Origin of the sequence: Paenarthrobacter aurescens, assembly GCF_025421775.1 — a bacterium.
GTDB lineage: Bacteria > Actinomycetota > Actinomycetes > Actinomycetales > Micrococcaceae > Arthrobacter > Arthrobacter aurescens_B.
This window is the reverse complement of the sequence record NZ_JAOEFX010000013.1, coordinates 107,437-123,803: the sequence shown is the minus strand read 5'-3', so window position 1 is coordinate 123,803 and position 16,367 is coordinate 107,437. Positions and strand designations below refer to the sequence as shown.

Annotated in this window: 16 protein-coding genes; 10 read left to right on the top strand and 6 right to left on the bottom strand. The window is 65.5% G+C overall.

From position 1 onward, the window contains the following. Positions 1-169: 169 nt before the first annotated feature. Genes N7568_RS22450 through N7568_RS22425 form a run of 6 tightly spaced genes read left to right on the top strand, consistent with a single transcriptional unit; the run spans position 170 to position 7,912 of the window. The gene (locus tag N7568_RS22450) at positions 170-901 is read left to right on the top strand and encodes a hypothetical protein (RefSeq protein WP_261611965.1); all 732 of its coding nucleotides are present in this window, start codon (positions 170-172) and stop codon (positions 899-901) included. Then, entirely contained in the window at positions 898-2,001 is a 1,104-nt protein-coding gene (locus N7568_RS22445) for a CocE/NonD family hydrolase (protein WP_261611964.1), read from the top strand. Before N7568_RS22450 ends, N7568_RS22445 begins: the two co-directional genes overlap by 4 nt. After that, on the top strand, positions 1,998-3,389 hold the full coding sequence (locus tag N7568_RS22440; protein ID WP_261611963.1) for a YcaO-like family protein: 1,392 nt from the start codon (positions 1,998-2,000) through the stop codon (positions 3,387-3,389). The genes N7568_RS22445 and N7568_RS22440 overlap by 4 nt, the downstream gene beginning before the upstream one ends. Further along, entirely contained in the window at positions 3,389-4,522 is a 1,134-nt protein-coding gene (locus tag N7568_RS22435; protein WP_261611962.1) for a hypothetical protein, read from the top strand. The genes N7568_RS22440 and N7568_RS22435 overlap by 1 nt, the downstream gene beginning before the upstream one ends. Continuing rightward, on the top strand, positions 4,509-6,254 hold the full coding sequence (locus N7568_RS22430) for an ABC transporter ATP-binding protein/permease (protein WP_261611961.1): 1,746 nt from the start codon (positions 4,509-4,511) through the stop codon (positions 6,252-6,254). Before N7568_RS22435 ends, N7568_RS22430 begins: the two co-directional genes overlap by 14 nt. Continuing rightward, positions 6,251-7,912 (top strand): amino acid ABC transporter ATP-binding/permease protein, encoded by a 1,662-nt coding sequence (locus N7568_RS22425; RefSeq protein ID WP_261611960.1) that lies wholly within the window; start codon positions 6,251-6,253, stop codon positions 7,910-7,912. Before N7568_RS22430 ends, N7568_RS22425 begins: the two co-directional genes overlap by 4 nt. 48 nt (positions 7,913-7,960) lie before the next feature. Here the strand turns inward: N7568_RS22425 and N7568_RS22420 are convergent, their stop codons facing one another. The 4 genes from N7568_RS22420 to N7568_RS22405 form a co-directional block, all read right to left on the bottom strand. Continuing rightward, positions 7,961-8,980 (bottom strand): ABC transporter substrate-binding protein, encoded by a 1,020-nt coding sequence (locus N7568_RS22420; protein WP_261611959.1) that lies wholly within the window; start codon positions 8,978-8,980, stop codon positions 7,961-7,963. 41 nt (positions 8,981-9,021) lie between these two features. Next, positions 9,022-9,843 (bottom strand): ABC transporter ATP-binding protein, encoded by an 822-nt coding sequence (locus N7568_RS22415; RefSeq protein ID WP_261611958.1) that lies wholly within the window; start codon positions 9,841-9,843, stop codon positions 9,022-9,024. Continuing rightward, on the bottom strand, positions 9,840-10,958 hold the full coding sequence (locus tag N7568_RS22410; protein WP_261611957.1) for a FecCD family ABC transporter permease: 1,119 nt from the start codon (positions 10,956-10,958) through the stop codon (positions 9,840-9,842). Before N7568_RS22410 ends, N7568_RS22415 begins: the two co-directional genes overlap by 4 nt. A gap of 111 nt (positions 10,959-11,069) precedes the next feature. Next, positions 11,070-11,621, bottom strand: a complete 552-nt coding sequence (locus N7568_RS22405; RefSeq protein WP_261611956.1) for a hypothetical protein — start codon at positions 11,619-11,621, stop codon at positions 11,070-11,072. A gap of 132 nt (positions 11,622-11,753) precedes the next feature. On the opposite strand from N7568_RS22405, the gene N7568_RS22400 reads away from it, so the two are divergent. Beyond that, positions 11,754-12,137 (top strand): VOC family protein, encoded by a 384-nt coding sequence (locus N7568_RS22400; protein WP_261611955.1) that lies wholly within the window; start codon positions 11,754-11,756, stop codon positions 12,135-12,137. Between the two features lie 57 nt (positions 12,138-12,194). On the opposite strand, the gene N7568_RS22395 is transcribed toward N7568_RS22400, so the two are convergent. Then, positions 12,195-12,644 (bottom strand): DUF5997 family protein, encoded by a 450-nt coding sequence (locus N7568_RS22395; protein WP_231342327.1) that lies wholly within the window; start codon positions 12,642-12,644, stop codon positions 12,195-12,197. A gap of 33 nt (positions 12,645-12,677) precedes the next feature. On the opposite strand from N7568_RS22395, the gene N7568_RS22390 reads away from it, so the two are divergent. Then, positions 12,678-13,403 carry a LysR family transcriptional regulator substrate-binding protein gene (locus tag N7568_RS22390; RefSeq protein WP_261611954.1) on the top strand — a complete coding sequence of 242 codons (726 nt, stop codon included), beginning with the start codon at positions 12,678-12,680 and terminating at the stop codon, positions 13,401-13,403. Here the strand turns inward: N7568_RS22390 and N7568_RS22385 are convergent, their stop codons facing one another. Further along, positions 13,404-14,102 (bottom strand): GntR family transcriptional regulator, encoded by a 699-nt coding sequence (locus tag N7568_RS22385; protein ID WP_261611953.1) that lies wholly within the window; start codon positions 14,100-14,102, stop codon positions 13,404-13,406. Positions 14,103-14,211: 109 nt separating this feature from the next. Here N7568_RS22385 and N7568_RS22380 point away from each other — a divergent pair, with 109 nt between their 5' ends. Together N7568_RS22380 and N7568_RS22375 are read left to right on the top strand one after the other, a co-directional pair. Further along, positions 14,212-14,970 carry a LamB/YcsF family protein gene (locus N7568_RS22380; protein ID WP_261611952.1) on the top strand — a complete coding sequence of 253 codons (759 nt, stop codon included), beginning with the start codon at positions 14,212-14,214 and terminating at the stop codon, positions 14,968-14,970. Between the two features lie 47 nt (positions 14,971-15,017). Continuing rightward, positions 15,018-16,367, top strand: a complete 1,350-nt coding sequence (locus tag N7568_RS22375) for an MFS transporter (RefSeq protein ID WP_261611951.1) — start codon at positions 15,018-15,020, stop codon at positions 16,365-16,367.

Sequence of the window (16,367 nt, the reverse complement as noted above, 5' to 3'; positions counted from 1 at the left end):
TCCCCCTGGTTGTGGTTGCTTTTGACCTCCCCGTGCTGCGGCCACACCTGACCCAAACCCCCGCTAAGGCCCGGGTCTCTACCCCTTAGCCCTCGCCACCACCCCGGGGGGGGGGCGCGCCGGCGCCCCCGCCCCCTTAGCTCCACCCCCGCAACTTTCGGAAGGAACCATGGGCACCGCACTAGACAGCTTTGACGTCGCGGGAAGGTCAACCATCCGCAGCGGTGACGGCGCCTTCTTCCATCTCCCACCCTCGGCAGGCAGTGGCCGGCACCTGGCGACGGACATCAGCGACGAACTGCTGCAACGCCGCCAGGCTGGTGCGCGTCCCCTTCCCGGACGGGAGCGAATCGGGCTGGTAGCCCCCGAACCCGTTGCTGCCGCACTCCTGCCGGTCTTTCGGGAGGCCGGGGTGGACCTGGCGGTGGATGGCGACAAGGAGCCCTGCTCCGTAGGACTCCTCCTGCACCTTGCAGCCACGCCCGCCGAGCGGAACCGCTTTGACGCACTGCCGGGGAGTCGTGCGGCTGTGCTCCGCTTTTACGGAGAAGGCGACCTGGTCTTCGTAGATCCGCTGTCCTTCAAACCGGCAGACCCAACAGGGTGGCAGGTACTCCGGCGCAGGCTCGCAGCCTCACCGGCCGCCGCCGAACTGAGCGCTTGGCTGGATACCCCCGCTGCTGCCGCGAACTTCGCTCCCCAGGGCATAGCCATGGACCTGCTCACGGCCAGACTGCTCACCGTCATCACCGCCTGGCAAAGGAATTCGCCGTCACTTGCCGCTCTCCGGCGTACGCTCTGGCGGCTGGACACCCTGACGTTGGCAGCCAGCGAACATCCCGTTTTGCCCTTCCCGGAACCCGCCAGCCTGGGCGAGGGCTCGCGGGCCCCGCTGCGATGAGACCCGCCACTGCCCCTGATTACCTGGACATCACCGCTGACGACGGCGTTCGGCTCACCGCAGACCACTACCGCGCACCGGCGGAAGGGGAAGCCCAAGGGGCGGTCCTGATCCGGACACCCTACGGCCGGACCCAGTACGCGGATCAAGCCCACGCATGGTGCCGTGCCGGATACGACGTAGTGGTCCAGGACGTCCGTGGGCGCTACGGGTCCGCCGGAGCATGGAATCCCTATGACAAGGAGGGCCTGGACGGAGCAGCAACCGCCCGGTACCTCGCGGGGAACGGGTTGCTCAGTGGCCCCCTCGTTCTGGCTGGAGCCTCCTACGATGCGCACTGTGCAGTCGAGGCGGCACGGGTTCTGGAGACAGCCCGGGTTCCGGAAGTGGCACGCGATTCGGGGGCAGCCGCTCCCAAACCCCTGGCCGTGGTGGCGATGGTGCCGGCTCTGGGCCTCCGGGAAACGGCCAGGGAGCCCGATGGCACACCACGCTTGCGGGACAGGATTGGCTGGTGGCACCAGCACGGTTTCGGCAAGGAGTCCGGCCACCCTTTATCCGCGGCAGAGCTCCGGCGGATGCACCGGCTGGCTGAGGAACGCGGGATGGACTGGGTGCTTCACAACCTCATGGACGACGCCACCTATGGTCCAGGTTCCGCCGCTGGTTGGAGGCGGCTCTGGGACGCCCCACCAGCCGATCTCCACGGGCTTTATGGCCAGCTGACCACTCCGCTCCTGATGATTTCGGGGCAGCGGGACTTCTTTGTTGCCGAAGCTGCGGACCTGGTGAGGGCCTGGGGCAGAGGGGCGCCGCGGACTTTGGTGGAAACCCTCTGGGGACCATGGGGACACGGACTCGCCAACGACCTCGACGCCGGAACCGCCGCCGCACTCCGCGAACAGGGCGGCCTGATGGCCCGGATCAAGGACTTTCTGGGTGCTGCCAAAGGCTGGGATCCACCCGGCGCCCAGCCCCTTGGAAACCCCCGCCCGTCAGTCCTCCAGTGGGAACCCGGCGACCAGCCACACACATGGCGCTGGGCGCCCACCACCCCCGAGATGCTGCCGCACCATCTGAACAACCACGGAGAATCATGACCACAACAGCCGAAGCCCTGGGCCTGCTTCCCTTGCACACCCTGGTGGACGAGCAGACCGGCATCATCCGCAGGGTCCGTCCCGTCCTCACCCCGGAGAACGCCCCACCCGCATACACGTCCATGACCGCGGAGGTATCGAACGCGCGCTGGCTGGGAGACTGGCCCGCCGACCGCGTCTCACTGGGCACCACGTTCGGCGACAGCCGGCAAGCCTGGATCGCGGCTGTCGCCGAAGGCATGGAACGGTACTGCGGGAACTTCATCCCCGCAGACCTCCCGGACCACCACTACTTCACCGGGACGGCCCGTGAGCTGACGGCGTCAGGCCGGGCCGCCGTCGGGCTTGAACAACTGCCGCGATTCGCGGCCTGGCAGCTGGAGCGTGCGGAATTCCCCTACCGGAACCTCGACGCCGACACTCCCGCGCTGTGGACAGCGTGCAGGCGGGAGTCGGACAGCTCGGAGGTGTGGCTGCCGGCGAGCCTCACCCTCCTGAACTGGCGGCAACGGCGCTTCCGTGACCTCCCGCGGATCCATCATCTGAACTACGCGGGGATCGCCACCGGGCAGGGCCGCGCTGATGCCACGGACAGGGCGGTGCTGGAAACCATCGAACGCGACGCCCTGGAACTGTGGTGGCATTTGGACGGTCCCGCCCGCGGTATCAGGCCAGAGAGTGTTCCTGGTCTGGTGGACGCCATGGCCGGTTGCCGCTTGCAGTACTGGGTGGTGGAAATGCCCAGTGAGTTCGCCCCCTGCATGGCTGCCTTGGTGTTCGACCCGGACACTGGGCTGTACGCCGCTGGATTCTCCTGCAAGAACGATCCCGCTGAAGCGGCACGCAAGGCAGTCCTGGAGGCTGTCCACACGTGGATCTACTCCCAAGGTGCCACCGACGTCGATGGCTGGGTGTTCCAAGCAGTCGAGGCAGGGCTTATGGCCAAGGGACTGTACTTGGAACACCGTGAAGACCGTCAATACCTGGACGACGTGGGGCCCGGATTCGGTGCAGTCCGCGACCTCGGTGCACATGTTCAGGTGTGGCTTGATCCCCGGACACACGTCCTCGCGGAACGCTTCACCCAGCCCGCGGGTGGGCTGGTGGACGTTGCTGCCGTGGATGACGTGTCCATGCCGGAGCTCTACAGGCGGCTGGAGTCGGCCGGCCACACCGTATATACCCGCGAACTGACCACTCCCGACGTCGCGGTGACCGGCCTGAGTGTTGTCCGCGCTGTGGTGGGAGGACTGGTCCCCAACGCCCCGGCCGCTTTCGCCTATCTCGGCTGCCCCAGGTTCACCACAGCGGCCTTGAAACGCGGGTGGCGTGAAACGGCGCCGGTACTGCCGGAGGACTTCACCCTCACCCCACCTCCCCACATGTAATGGACGTACCCCACGTGCTCCTTCCCTCAGGATTTGCCCGCGCCTGGAGCCACGAGGTTCCCGGTCCCCAGCAGCCGCCGGGTCCCCACGGTGCCCCGGCACGCGGCACGGTTGAGCACCCGCGGCATGATGGGCTTCCAGTGGCCGCCATGCTGCGGGCCATCTGGTGGAGCGAGGACTTCCACCCGAATCCCGCCACCGGCCTGCCCGGGAAAGTGCGCCAACGCGCGGTGCCGTCGGCCGGCGGGTGTTACCCGGTGCAACTGCGGGTCCTCTGCGGGGAGGGCTGCGACGTGCCTCCCGGAACATACGTGTTTAGCGGCAACGGCGGTGAGTTGCTCCGCCTGCGGAACCACGACGACGGTACCCCACCTCAAGGGGGTCCGCGGGCACCCGCGCGGGGCGCCGTCGTCGTGCTCACCGTGCTGCCGCAACGCACCCTGGCCAAGTACCACCACCGCGCGGGTCCGCTGCTGATCGCGGACGCTGCGTATGCGGCGGTGGCCCTGGTTCACCATGCCGCTGCCCGGGGTGTGGACGCCCGGTGGGATGCTGTTGAACCTGTCCGTTGGCCCGGCTCTGTTCCGGAGTTTGCGCTGGCCACGGTGTCTCTGGGGGTGTCCCCGGCGAGGTGCCCGCAGCGCCGTCATGACCGGATCGCCGGGGTTTCGGAGGCGCAGCTGGCTGCCCGCAGGAGCTGTGAGTTCTCCCGCTTGGGCGCCCGCCCGGCTGCCGACGCGGGCCGGGTTGTTGAGGATCTCCTGGAGCGTTCCCTGCTTTCCTTCCCGCAGCCAGCCCCGCAATCCTGCCGCGCCCGCATCCTTTCCGCGGAGCCGCTCCGTGATCCGGACCTGGCCGATCGATGTGCCGGGCAGCACTGGATAGGCAACCTCGACGCCTTGGTGGTCTTCGAGACCCCGGGCACGCCAACCCCGGCCGCCATGTGGTGGGCCGCCACGTTGGCCGCCCACATCCTCTATACCGCGCTTGGGGCGGACCTGCCCCTGGAATTTCGGCCGGTAGGTGGCTGGACCGGCTCCCACGGCGGCTGGACCACGCTCCATGGACTGGGAATAGCAATCCGGAAACCACTCACCACAAACCACGAAAGGGCCGCGCATGCTGGTCAATAAGAGGCTCTTCCAGATGACGGCTGGGCACCGCGGCCGGCTGGCTGGAGTGACAGCCCTGCTCTGCATCACCACGGCGAGCTACTGGTTGCAGGCGTGGTTCCTGGCCCAGGCCCTGGCGGCGCTGGTGGTTCTGGTGCGGGTTCCCGGAAACCCCGACGGCGGCATGGACGGGCCGTTGGTTCCGTACCTTGCCGGGGTTCTCGCGTGTGGCCTGGGGCGCCTTGTGATCCAGCAGTTCCACGCCCGGCTGGCCAGTTCCTTGGGCTCCGGGGTGCGGTTGCAGGTACGCCGGAAGTTGGCCGACAGCCTGCTCCAGCCCGAACGGCTCAGGGATACCTCGGATCGCGGTGGAGCCCGGCGGTTGGCCCTGAGCGAAGGTGTGGACGGAGTGGACAGCTACATCAGCCAGTACATCCCCCACGCTTTCCAACTGCAGATAGTGGTGCCAGCGCTTCTTGTCTGGATCGCGTGGCTGAATCCCTTGGTGGCGCTTGCCTTGGCCCTTGCCGTGGCCGTGGCTGTTGGTGCGCCGAAACTCTGGGGGAAGGCCCTGGCGAAACGCGGAAAGCAGCACTGGGACAGTTACGAGGCACTGAGTGCCGACTTCCTGGAGGCCCTCCAAGGGATGCGGACCCTCAAGATCCTTCACGCCGTTCCCCGGACGAGGGCGCGGCTCCATCACAGGTCCCAGGAGCTCCACAGGGCAACCGTCTCCACCATGCGCACGTCCCTGGTGGACACAGCGGTGGCGGACTTCGGGATCCAGGCAGGGATGCTGGCCGCCGCCGCGCTAGCCGCATTTGCAGCGCTGGGGCAGGGGCCCTTGCCTGGACCGGAGACTGCGGCGATCACGTATTTCCTGCTGATGCTCTCGTCGGAAGTCTTCAGGCCGGTGCGGGATCTGGCACGCCAGTGGCATGCCGGGTATCTGGGGCTCTCGGCCTTGGGCAGTATTGACGCAGTGGGAGGCGCGGACACCCGCGGTGGCCGTACGCTGTCGGGCGAAGGGCAGGCGCGTTCTGCGCCTGGTTCCCTTTCCGCGCCAGGGGTGCGTCCCGGCGTCGTGCCTCCCGGTCGTCTCACGCTGCAGAACGTGAGCTTCCGATACTCAGCTGCGGACCCCTGGGTTCTGCGGGATGCGTCGGCTGAGATCCAGCCCGGCGGCCTCACCGCGCTGGCGGGGGTGTCAGGGGCGGGGAAGAGCACGCTGTTCGACCTTCTGCTGGGGTTCCTGCCGGCGGGGGAGGGGCGTATCCGCCTGGACGGTCAACCACTCAGGCCAAGTGACGTCAGCGTGGTCTCACAACGCAGCTACCTCTTTCCGGGGACCATCCGGGAGAACCTCCGTGCGGTGGCGCCTGCTGCTACGGAGGAGGAGATCCAGCGCGTCGTGGAGATTGCCGGCCTGGCAGAGGAACTGCGGCAGTGGCCCCAAGGCCTGGACACTGTGCTGTCCGAAGGGGGTGGATCCGTCTCGGGAGGCCAGCTCCAGCGGCTTTCGATTGCTCGGGCACTCCTGGTGGACAGGCCGGTTCTCCTGCTGGACGAGCCAACGTCCGCCCTCAACACCGAGCTCGCTGGGCGGGTGTTGGAGGGGCTTCGCCGCGAAGCCGGACGCCGGATTGTGCTCATGATCGCCCACCGGCCCGAAGCCCTCGCTGCCGCGGACACCGTACTCCGCCTGGCACACGGCCAACTCCACACACAGCAACAGGAAGCAGCCACGTTATGAGCCTCACCGCACGCACACCCCGCACCCCGCTCCTGGGCCTGGTTCCCCACATGTCCGGCGAGTGGGCAGGGATAGTGTGGACCGCCGTTGTGGGCATCCTGAACAACCTGGCCCTCATTGTCCTGGCGGTGGTGGGCTCCTACGTTGTGGCGCTGGCCGTGATGAGGCAGGAGTCCGCAGCCGCCGAATGGTGGGTTGCCGGGGTGGTGGCCGTGGTGTTCAGGGCGGTGCTGACGTGGCACGAGATGGACATCTCGCACAGCATTGCGTACCGGATCCTGGCCGCGCTGCGTATGGCACTCTTTGACGGTTTCGCGCGCGGTGTCCCTTCCCGCAAGCCGGACCAGCACACCGGAAAACTCGCCGCCACGGCCATGGGCGATGTTGAAAAACTGGAGTTCTTCTACGCCCACACGGTTGCCCAGCTGGCTGGCTCCGCAGTGCTGTTCGTGGCCGGGGTGGCTGTGGTGTGGCCGCTGGGGCCGGGCCTGGCCGGGGCCTTGCTGCTGGGGTTTGTGGCGCTGGTGGCGGTGACGCTCCCGGGATTGCGCCGGGGCGCCTTGTTGGGTGCGCGGGTGCAGGAGGCCAGGTCAGGGGTGTCGGTACTCGCCGTGGACCTGCTGGCCGGCACCCGCGAGATCCTGGGTTTCGGACTGCGGGAGCACGCGCAACGCCAACTGGAGGACCAGAGCCTGGCAGTGGATGCCGGCCAGCGCAGGCTCAACTCCTTCCTTGCCCTGGCAGCGTCCGTGCGCGAGCTGTGTGTCCTGGGCACCGTGGTGGCGGTCTTCCTTGCTGCCATCTCACAACCCGGGCTGGATCCTGTGTGGCTGCCCGCCCTGGTTGCGGGCACTCTGACCCTCCTGGCTCCGGTGGCCGAGGGCGTTGCCACCGTAACCCGGCTCCAGCCGCACCGTGCCAGTGCCCAGCGCGTTGGGGAGGGCATCAGCCTGCCCTCGGCCGCCACGGTCTCGGGGCCCCTCGTGGAGTTCAACCCCCAGGGGCCGCTGGGTCTGGAGGTCCGGAACCTGCAGTTCACGTACGACGGCGGCGCACCGGCTTTGCGCTCGACGTCCCTGTCGGTGGCGCCCGGCGAGCATGTGGGGATCAGTGGCCCCTCCGGTGCAGGAAAGACCACACTGGCCCGGTTGTTGGTTCGCTTGTGGGTGCCGGATGCGGGGAGTATCTCGCTGGTGTCGCGTAGCGGAGAGTCCGTGGACGCCTGGGCCGTGGACGAGGAATCGTTCCGGCGTATGGTCACATTGGTGGAGCAGGACGCCCCGGTTTTTCATGGTTCCGTCCTGGACAACATGCGCCTGGCCCACCCCACGGCAACTGAAGCCGACGTCCTGTCAGCCTTGGACCTGGCCGGGCTTCCGCTCGCCGGTGAACGATGGGCGGATGGCGTGGCTACTGTGATCGGCGAGCAAGGGGTAAGTCTGTCCGGTGGTGAGCGTGCCCGCTTCTGTTTGGCCAGGGCCCTGTTGATCAAGCCCAAGATCCTGGTGCTGGATGAAACCACAGCCAGCCTGGATCCTGCCTCGGAGCGGGTCCTGGTGGAGGCTGTTGCTGCGATCGCCGGCGACACCACGGTGATCACGGTGTCCCACAGGGAGTCAACCTTGGCCGCATGTCACCGGCGGGTGCAGCTGGGTTAGCGTCCCGCTTCCCCCGCCCGTCCCCGCGGGCGGGGGGAATCGAAGGGCTTAGAACGCGTCGGGGTGGAGGCCCTTGGCGATCTGCTCCACGGCGCGGAGGTTGCCCCAGGTTCCGGGCATGACGTCGTCGGAGTTGATGGCCACCAATCGCTGGTTCTTCACGGCGTCTACCTCAGGGAATTTCTCCTGAAGGAAGGTGCGGGTGGCGTCCTCGTGGGCCTTGTCCAAGGTGGTGAACACGATGACCTCGGGGTTCTTCTGCACCAGTGTCTCCGGGGAGATCATGGCAGAGAAGAACGTGGCGAAGGCTTCATCGGACGGGCTGAAGAGGTTCTCGCCACCGGCGGTCTTGATCATGTCGTACTCGATCCCCGCCCCGATGGCCGCAATGGAATTCCCCTCAACAAACAGCTCCACCACGGTGGGCTTCTCCTTGCCTTCCACCTTTGATTCAACCGAAGACAGCACCTCAGCTGCTTCCGTCCTAACGGCTGATGTACGCTCACCGGCGCCGACTACAGCGCCGATGTTCTCGATATCCGTGAGGATGTCCTTGACCTCGGCCTTGCTCCGGCGTTCCATGCAGCCCGCCGTTGCTATGTAGGACTCAGCACCTGCAGCTTTGAGTTGTTCGATGCTCGCAAAGCCCTGCTCGGCAGTGAATTCATACGCTGTGGGGGAGTAGACGAAATCGGGGTTTGCACCCAGCAGGACTTCACGCGACGGCGGCATCTGATCGCTCAGCTGCTGCACGTTACCGCGCTCCTTCAGTTCCGGCAGCAGCTCGCTGCCTTTGGTCTGTGCCTCGGCCACTACCTTGTCCGCGGCGCCCAGCTTCACCAACAGCTCGGACTGTCCGGGAGTCATGGCCACCACCCTCTGGGGAACGGAGGTGAAGGTCAGAGTGCGGCCGCAGTTCTCGATTGCTCCCGCGGGCTGCGCAGCGACACCGGCGTTTTCCTTGGCGGGTGTTTGGCTGACTGCTTGACCGCAGCCGGACAACAGCATGCCGCTGAGTGTCATCACGCTCAGGACTGCAGTGGTTTTGGGCAGGGTGGATTTCTTCATGGGTGTGTCTCCAGTTGGGTTGTATCGGGTGATGGGTACGTTCAATGGCGGACGGTGGAGAACTCCGCGTCCTGGCTGGGTGGGGGTGTCTGTTCCGGCGTCTTTGCTGCGATGGCGATCAGCGCCCGTCCGGTCAAAGGATGCTCCAGCGTCCGGGATTCAACACCGAAGCAGCGGCGGATCAGTTGGGGGTCCAGCAGCGTTGACGGCGGCCCGAAAGCCTGCAGCCGCCCGGACTGCAGCACTGCCACTTGGTCACAGAATTCCGCTGCGAGGTTCATGTCATGCAGGGCAGCCAGCACAGTCCTTCCCCGCGAAGTGACCAGATGCATCAGCTCCAGTTGGAAGGCGACATCGAGGTGGTTGGTAGGTTCATCCAGGACCAGGACCGGTGCTTCCTGAACGAGTGCCCGCGCCAGGAGGACCCGCTGCTTTTCCCCGCCGGACAACCCCGCAAAGTAGCGGTCCGTCAGGGAGGAGGCGCCGACGTCGAGCATTGCTTGGTGGACGAGGTGGTGGTCCCGGTCCGAATCGGCACCGAATCCGCGCTGATGCGGGGCTCGGCCCAGCATCACAACCTCGCGGGCCGTCATGGGAAAGTCCTGGCTCGATTCCTGGGCCATCACGGCCACGCGGAGCGCAGCCTGCCGGGAGTTGAGGGCACGGACGTCCTGGCCGCCTACGGTGACGGTCCCCGAGGTGGGTTTGTTCACCCGGTACAGGGCACGCAGAAGAGTGGATTTGCCGCATCCGTTGGGGCCCAGAATGCCAACCACGGAACCGCTGGGCGCGGTGAAAGAGACGTCGTGAACCACGGGGGTGCCGCCGAGGGCGATGCTGACGTTGAGGAATTCCACTTTCATCGCTTGATGCCACCCCGTACAGCGCCATTGCCACGCATAAGCCACAGGAAGAAGGGCGCTCCGACGGTAGCTGTGAGGATGCCCAAGGGAATCTCGGCAGGCTGCGCCACCGTGCGGGCCAGCAGGTCAGTGAGCATGAGGAAGAGAGCCCCGCCAAAGATCGTGACAGGCAGCATACGGCGGTGATCTGAGCCCACCAGCATGCGTGCGGCGTGCGGCACCACCAAGCCAACAAATCCGATGCCGCCGCACACGGCAACCGTGGTGGCAGTCAGTAGTGCCGTGGCCAGCAGGAGGGTCCGACGCAGCGATTCCACGTTGACGCCCAGGGCCGTGGCTGTTTCGTCACCGGCCAGGAAGGCGTTGAGCGCGCGGGATCGGAACATGGCGAAGACGCTGATGGCCACGAGTGCCACACCTGGCAGCAGCAGTTGCGGATAAGTGGCTGCGGAAACGCTGCCCAACAGGAAAAACAGCACACTGTAGACGTTCTGGGCATCGGTGGTGATGGTCAGGAAGTTGGTGATCGCGGACAGGAGTGAGCCCAACGCCACGCCCGCCAGGATGAGTCGGGAGGGTGCAATCACGCCGTCCTGTTTCGCGAGCAAGTACACCAGGGCCGTTGCGGCCGCAGCTCCCGCGAAAGCCGACGCATTCAAGCCCAGCCCGCCAACCGCCGTCGAGCCTGCCACAATGGCCAGAACGGCTCCGACTCCCGCCCCGGCTGAAACGCCCAGGATGTAGGGCTCGGCGAGTGGGTTGCGGACGTTCGCCTGGAGGAGGGCCCCGGCCAGCGCCAGGCTGGCCCCGGCAATGCCGGCCAGGAGCGCCCGGGGGAGCCGGAAGCTCCACACGGCTTGGTCCTGGGACACGGTGAGTGAGCCGTCGGACATCCACGGCAGGCCAGGAATCAAGTGCCCGGCCATGATCTGCAGAGATTCAAGGAACGTTGTTTGCAGTGGCCCGGTGCTGCCCGAGACCACCAGAAGCACCACGATTCCTAGCACCAGGGCGGGCGTCAGCAGCCGTTCGAGTGCCGACCTGCGTGGGCGGGCGGGGCTGGCGGATGGGGCGGGGCGGTTGCCACTGACTGGGCGTTCGAGGTCAGCGGTCATGGAGGAGTCCAATCACGCCCTGACACTATCTTAAATGAGAATGATTCGCATATATATGGTGCCGAGGTTTCATTCAGTGCCCGTGGTGTTGCGTGGGATTGCTATTAAGTGTCATCTCGCGGGTGAGGGGACGCCTGCTGCCCGCTCGGCGGCGGCGAGGGCTTCGGCCAGGCGCTCGACGGCGGCACGGTAGTCGGTGCCGGCTGTCACCCTGCAGTACTCGGCCTCCCATATGGCCCTGGTCAATGCGGCCGTTTCCTGCGTCCTGACATCCGTCATGGCGGGAAAGTCGATCGCCCGGGCGGGATCCAGTTCGTAGCGGCTCCACTGCGCCAGAATGCTTTGGTGGCGGGCAGCGTCGTCCGCAAATCCGGCACGACGGTGGGGCTCGGCTGCATGGATCCGCGCGACTTTCCGGGTGCCTGCCAGCGTCGCTGCCGCGGTTGCGAGGGCCACGAGGAGCATGATGAGCCCGGCGGGTGGCCATTGGACGGCGGGCACCAGGATGGCGGGCGCAATCACCACCAAGCCCGCGAACAAGTCCCAAAACACCGCGTCCGGTTCCGGACCCCGGCCGTAGGTCAGTTTCCTGTGCAGGACATACGTGGTTGCTGCGGTTGCGAGAACCAGAGCTACACCCCACAGGAGCATCATGGCGGGCATCGGACCACCTCCAGGCGACATCACGCTGCTTTGAATTCAGTATGCGCCAGTGTTCCTGTGGGCGCGAGGGGCAGTTGGGTGCTGGATTTGTCCGGAGGGAGGTTGTCGTACTCCCGGCGTAGCCTAGGCACCATGAGACTGAAAATGTGCAGCATCCACGTTAAGGACCCCGCAGCCGCCCACGTTTTCTACACTGAGACCCTGGGCTTCGAGACCCTGATGGCCATGCCTGAGTACAACCTGTTCATCATCAAGGATCCCGGGGCGGACAACAGCAATTCGCCCGGGCTCCTCTTGGAACCCAGTGACAACCCCATCGCCTCCAATTACATGAACGCCCTGCATGAGTCCGGCCTGGCGGCTATCACCTTCGGCGTACCCGATGTCCAGGCTGAGTACGAGCGGTTGCGTGCCGCCGGCGTGACCTTCCAGGGCGAACCCTCCGAGGATCCGTCGGGCGTCAGCGCAGTGTTCGACGACGGTTGCGGCAACTTCATCCAGCTCCATCAGGACTAGCCCGCGTTAAACAGTTGTGGCCGGGATCCGTAGATCCCGGCCACAACCCACTAAGACTTAGGCGTGGTCGCGCTTGGAGGTCTTCGGGGCGTCGCGCTTGGCCGCGGCGTTGTCCCTGGCCTCCTTGGTAGCTGCCTTCTTGGCGGCTTCGTCCTTGACGCGCTGGGCTTCGGAGCGGACGGCGGCGTGCGTGGCGCGCTCGGTGACCAACCACTGAGGCGGGGCCTGCAGCAGCTCGGTGATTTCCGCCGTCGTGAGTGCATCTTCGACGCCGCCGCGGGCGAGGCCGCTGATGGAAACGTTCAGCTTCTGCGCGACTACCGGCCGGGGGTGGGGGCCGTTGCGGCGCAGTTCGGCGAGCCACTCCGGCGGGTTGGCCTGAAGTTCGGCGAATTCGTCGCGGGAGATGGACGAATCCTGGAACTCTTGGGGTGTCGCGGGCAGGTAGATGCCGAGTTTCTTGGCAACTGTTGCCGGCTTCATGGACTGGGAGTTCGAGGACGTCATGCTTCAAGGGTATCTGGCCGGTACTGTGAGTGTGTGCCAGCCGCTGAAGAATCCACCGAAACAACCGAACCCCTACCCGGCCTCCGCTTCGCCTATGTTGCGGGTGTGACTCCTGGGAAATGGATCCGCCGGTGGGAAGAGCGGATGCCCGACTATCCGTTGCATGCGTTCATGTCCGACGACGATGCGCAGCTTTCGGTGTTGCATGACGGTTCCGCTGACCTGAGCTTTGTTCGGTTGCCCGTGGACCGTGAGGGCCTGAACGTCATCCCCCTCTATGAAGAGCAGCCAGTGGTGGTCGCTCCCAAGGGGCACGAGATCTCGGTGTTTGAAGAGGTGGCCCTTGAGGATCTCTCCGAGGAGAACTTCCTCAACATTGAGGAAATGGGCGGGCCGGACATGGCCCTCCAGGTGGTGGCCGCCGGTGCTGGGCTGGCAATTCTGCCGATGTCCGTGGCGCGGCATCTGAATGCCAAAGACACCGTCATGCGGCGCCTGACCGGTGCACCCACCACGCAGATTGGTTTGGCGTGGCTCGTTGGAACGGACAGCCCGGTGATCGAGGAATTCATCGGGATTGTGCGGGGGAGGACGGCGCAGAGTTCGCGTCAGCCGTCAGCCCAGCAGGAGAAGCCCAAGAAGGAACCAAAGCCCGACCGCCGCGGGGGAGGCCCCAGGAAGCCTGCCGTTGCGCAGCGCTATGCGCCGAATCCCGACAAGGGCCGCGGCAAGGGCTCCCGCAAGAAGGGCAAACGGTAGCTACGCGCCGTGGATTGCGGTCTGCTGCTGCTCTGAGCGGTTGAGGTAGGCCAGGAGAAGGTCGCCAGCGCGTTCGAGTTCGCCCGCTTCCAACGCTGAGCAGATTTGCTCGTTTTCCTTGAGCCAGTCGCTGTAGAAGTGCGCGTTCATGGTGGCCTTGTGGAAGTACAGCCGCATCTCCGCGAGGATCTGGGCCATGATCGTGTCCAGCCGGTTGCTCTCGGCAAGGGCAACGATCGCGCCGTGGAAATGCTGGTTGGCGCTGCCCAGCCCTTCGTTGTTGTCGGCTGCAGCTGCGCGCTTCCCTTCTTCGACGGCGGCCCGGACGGCGGCGATGCGCTCCGGTGAGCCACCGGCGCGGATGGAGCTGACTTCAATGGCGCGCCGAACCGTGTAGACGTCGTGGATATCGCCGGCTTCGAGGGTGGCCACAAAGACGCCCTTATTGGGTTGGCGGAGGAGCAGCCGCTCGGCGGCGAGTTCAGCAAAGGCCTCGCGGACAGTGTTCCGTGAAACGCCCAGATCCTCTGCGATGGTGGCCTCGGTCAACTTGGCTCCGGGAACCAAAAAGCCTTCAGCCAGTTGGTAGCGCAGTTCTTCGGCAACCCTCTCCGCAACGGACGGGACCTTCATGCGTACCCGTGCCCGCGCGCTATTAAGGCCAACGTGGTCGTAATTTCCCTGATCTGCACTGGCCATGACACCAAAATTACACGATTGCCGAAACCTTGGATTGCTGGATCGTTGAACAATCCAGCGAAATAGTGCATGCTGGATGTAACGCACATCACGAGGCAGGGATCACATCATGGCAAGCATCGATCTGAACAGCGACGTCGGAGAGTCATTCGGGCGCTGGACACTCGGCGATGACGCCGCCATGTTTGAGTCCGTCTCCAGTGCCAACGTTGCGTGTGGATTCCACGCTGGCGACCCCAGCGTCATCCGCAGCACGTGCCAAAAGGCGGTTGAGGCCGGCGTCGTGATTGGTGCCCATGTTGGCTACCGCGACCTCGCTGGGTTCGGCCGCCGCTTCATGGACATCGATCCCATGGAACTGGCCGATGACGTGGTCTACCAGATCGGTGCGCTGCAAGCGCTGGCGGCCACTACAGGTACCCGTGTGCAGTACGTGAAGCCCCACGGCGGTCTCTATAACGCGATCGTCAAGCACACCGCCCAGGCCCGCGCCGTCGTCGATGCTGTGAAATCGGTTGACCCCACCCTTCCGATCCTCGGCCTCCCCGGCTCTGAAGTCCTGCGGCTTGCCGAGGAAGCCGGCCTTCGGGGCGTTTCCGAAGCGTTCGCGGACCGTGCGTACAACCCGGACGGAACGCTCGTTTCCCGCTCACAACCGGGCGCCGTCCTCCATGACCCCGCTGAGGTTGCGGACCACGTCCTGCGGATGGCTACCGAACAATCCGTCAGGACCATTGACGGGTCCATCCTGAAAATCCGCGCAGAGAGCATCTGCGTGCATGGTGACTCACCCGGAGCCGTTGCGATGGCTACCGCTGTGAAGTCCGCACTGGGCGCTGCCGGCGTTACCGTCGGCTCGTTCCTCTAGCCCATCCTGGGCGCCCCGCACCATCCCTCATCCCCCCGGAGGACATCATGACCAGCACCAACAACGCAGCCAAGGCAGTGACAAGGAAGCCACCGCCCGGCGCGCTTAAGGCGTACGTTGCCAGCCTCACCGGCACCTCGCTGGAGTACTACGACTTCGCCATCTACTCAGTGGCTTCGGCCCTCGTGTTCCCCAAGATCTTCTTCCCGGGCAATGACGAGTTCGTTGCACTGCTTCTCTCCTTCTCAGCCTTCGCGGTGGGCTACCTTGCCCGTCCGATCGGTGGCATCATCTTTGGTCGTCTCGGTGACAAGATCGGCCGCAAGTACGTCCTGGTCTTCACCCTCGTCCTCATCGGCGTCGCAACCGTCCTCATCGGTGCTTTGCCCGATTACTCGGTGATCGGCGTCGCGGCACCAACCATCCTTGTGCTGCTGCGACTGGCGCAGGGCATCGGTGTCGGCGGCGAATGGGGCGGCGCAGTGCTGTTGTCCAGTGAGTTCGGCGACCCCAACAAGCGCGGTTTCTGGTCCTCCGCAGCACAGATCGGCCCGCCCGCCGGCAACCTCATGGCCAATGGTGTCCTGGCCATCCTCGCTGCGTCACTCAGCGACGAAGCATTCCTCTCCTGGGGCTGGCGTGTAGCCTTCCTGGCCTCCGCTCTCCTGGTGGTCTTCGGCCTGGTCATCCGCCTCAAGCTGGAAGAAACCCCGGTGTTCAAGGCCATTCAGGCGCACGGTGACCGTCCCAAGGCTCCCATCAAGGAAGTCTTCACCACCCAACCCAAGGCCTTGGTCGCAGCTGCACTCTCGCGTGTATGCCCCGACATCCTCTATGCGCTGTTCACGGTGTTCGTTGCCGTCTACGCCACCAAGGAACTGGGCATGACCACGGGCAACGTCCTGTCCGCCATCCTGATCGGCTCAGCCTTCCAGCTGTTCCTGATCCCGGCGGCCGGCGCGCTGACGGACCGTTTCAACCGTCGCTGGGTTTACGGCATCGCCGCAGCAGCGACCGCCGCTTACATTCCGCTGTTCTTCCTGATGATCCAGGGCAAGTCCGTCGCCATGCTGACCATTGGCACTGTGATCGGCCTGGCACTCCATGCCTTCATGTACGGTCCGCAGGCTGCGTTCATCACAGAGCAGTTCCCGGCCCGACTCCGTTACGCCGGCAGCTCGCTGGCCTATACCTTGGCCGGTGTGATCGGTGGAGCCGTTGCACCCATCATCTTCACAGCGCTCTATGGGGCAGCCGGCGGAGGTTGGTACCTGATCGCCGTTTACATCCTTGTCGCTTCTGTTGTCACGATCGTGGGCATGCTCCTCGGTCGCGACCCGAAGCCGGAAGAAGATGTCCGTTTGATGCAGGGAACGCACGCTCAGCCGGCGGCGTAG

What these genes read in the sequence shown, in the direction of transcription:
- N7568_RS22445 (WP_261611964.1), top strand. Translation starts at nt 898, where the DNA reads ATGAGACCCGCCACTGCCCCTGATTACCTGGACATCACCGCTGACGAC.
- N7568_RS22415 (WP_261611958.1), bottom strand. Translation starts at nt 9,843, where the DNA reads ATGAAAGTGGAATTCCTCAACGTCAGCATCGCCCTCGGCGGCACCCCC.
- N7568_RS22405 (WP_261611956.1), bottom strand. Translation starts at nt 11,621, where the DNA reads ATGCCCGCCATGATGCTCCTGTGGGGTGTAGCTCTGGTTCTCGCAACC.
- N7568_RS22425 (WP_261611960.1), top strand. Translation starts at nt 6,251, where the DNA reads ATGAGCCTCACCGCACGCACACCCCGCACCCCGCTCCTGGGCCTGGTT.
- N7568_RS22395 (WP_231342327.1), bottom strand. Translation starts at nt 12,644, where the DNA reads ATGACGTCCTCGAACTCCCAGTCCATGAAGCCGGCAACAGTTGCCAAG.
- N7568_RS22375 (WP_261611951.1), top strand. Translation starts at nt 15,018, where the DNA reads ATGACCAGCACCAACAACGCAGCCAAGGCAGTGACAAGGAAGCCACCG.
- N7568_RS22385 (WP_261611953.1), bottom strand. Translation starts at nt 14,102, where the DNA reads ATGGCCAGTGCAGATCAGGGAAATTACGACCACGTTGGCCTTAATAGC.
- N7568_RS22440 (WP_261611963.1), top strand. Translation starts at nt 1,998, where the DNA reads ATGACCACAACAGCCGAAGCCCTGGGCCTGCTTCCCTTGCACACCCTG.
- N7568_RS22410 (WP_261611957.1), bottom strand. Translation starts at nt 10,958, where the DNA reads ATGACCGCTGACCTCGAACGCCCAGTCAGTGGCAACCGCCCCGCCCCA.
- N7568_RS22435 (WP_261611962.1), top strand. Translation starts at nt 3,389, where the DNA reads ATGGACGTACCCCACGTGCTCCTTCCCTCAGGATTTGCCCGCGCCTGG.
- N7568_RS22430 (WP_261611961.1), top strand. Translation starts at nt 4,509, where the DNA reads ATGCTGGTCAATAAGAGGCTCTTCCAGATGACGGCTGGGCACCGCGGC.
- N7568_RS22450 (WP_261611965.1), top strand. Translation starts at nt 170, where the DNA reads ATGGGCACCGCACTAGACAGCTTTGACGTCGCGGGAAGGTCAACCATC.
- N7568_RS22420 (WP_261611959.1), bottom strand. Translation starts at nt 8,980, where the DNA reads ATGAAGAAATCCACCCTGCCCAAAACCACTGCAGTCCTGAGCGTGATG.
- N7568_RS22400 (WP_261611955.1), top strand. Translation starts at nt 11,754, where the DNA reads ATGAGACTGAAAATGTGCAGCATCCACGTTAAGGACCCCGCAGCCGCC.
- N7568_RS22380 (WP_261611952.1), top strand. Translation starts at nt 14,212, where the DNA reads ATGGCAAGCATCGATCTGAACAGCGACGTCGGAGAGTCATTCGGGCGC.